1 protein-coding gene is annotated in these 398 nt (G+C 61.1%); it reads left to right on the forward strand.

The features are described from left to right. A partial coding sequence (locus tag QCE83_RS35060) for a hypothetical protein (protein ID WP_309821484.1) occupies window positions 1–398 on the forward strand: 398 nt, incomplete at both ends.

The raw sequence follows: 398 nt of genomic DNA on the forward strand, positions 1-398 counted from the left end.
AGCGCGGGCCCATTCGAAAGGAATATCTCGATGCCCACACTCCGCCGCTGCCGCTCTGGCGGCAGCAACTCGAAGATGGCCTCGGCCGCTTCTTCGTGGAGATCCTTCCTGGCGTGAATCTGCTGGTCGACTACATCGTGCCGGCGAAGTCGCTTCCTGAATGGGCCAGGCAAGGGATCGACTTTGCATCGGCGGTGGTCGGGGCGGTTGTGCCCGTGCCCGAGATCCCGATCAAGCTTCCGAAACTGGGCGATGTCGGCGAACTCAACCCTTTCAAGAAGTTCAAGCCAGCCGAAGACATCAAGGCCGCCGACGAGATCAAACCCGTGGAAGCCAATGCGCATGGCGAACCCGTCAATGCGCCGAAACCTGAACTCTCCACGTCGGTACCGGAGAGC

Source organism: Caballeronia sp. LZ034LL, from assembly GCF_031451215.1.
In the GTDB taxonomy this organism is placed as follows: domain Bacteria; phylum Pseudomonadota; class Gammaproteobacteria; order Burkholderiales; family Burkholderiaceae; genus Caballeronia.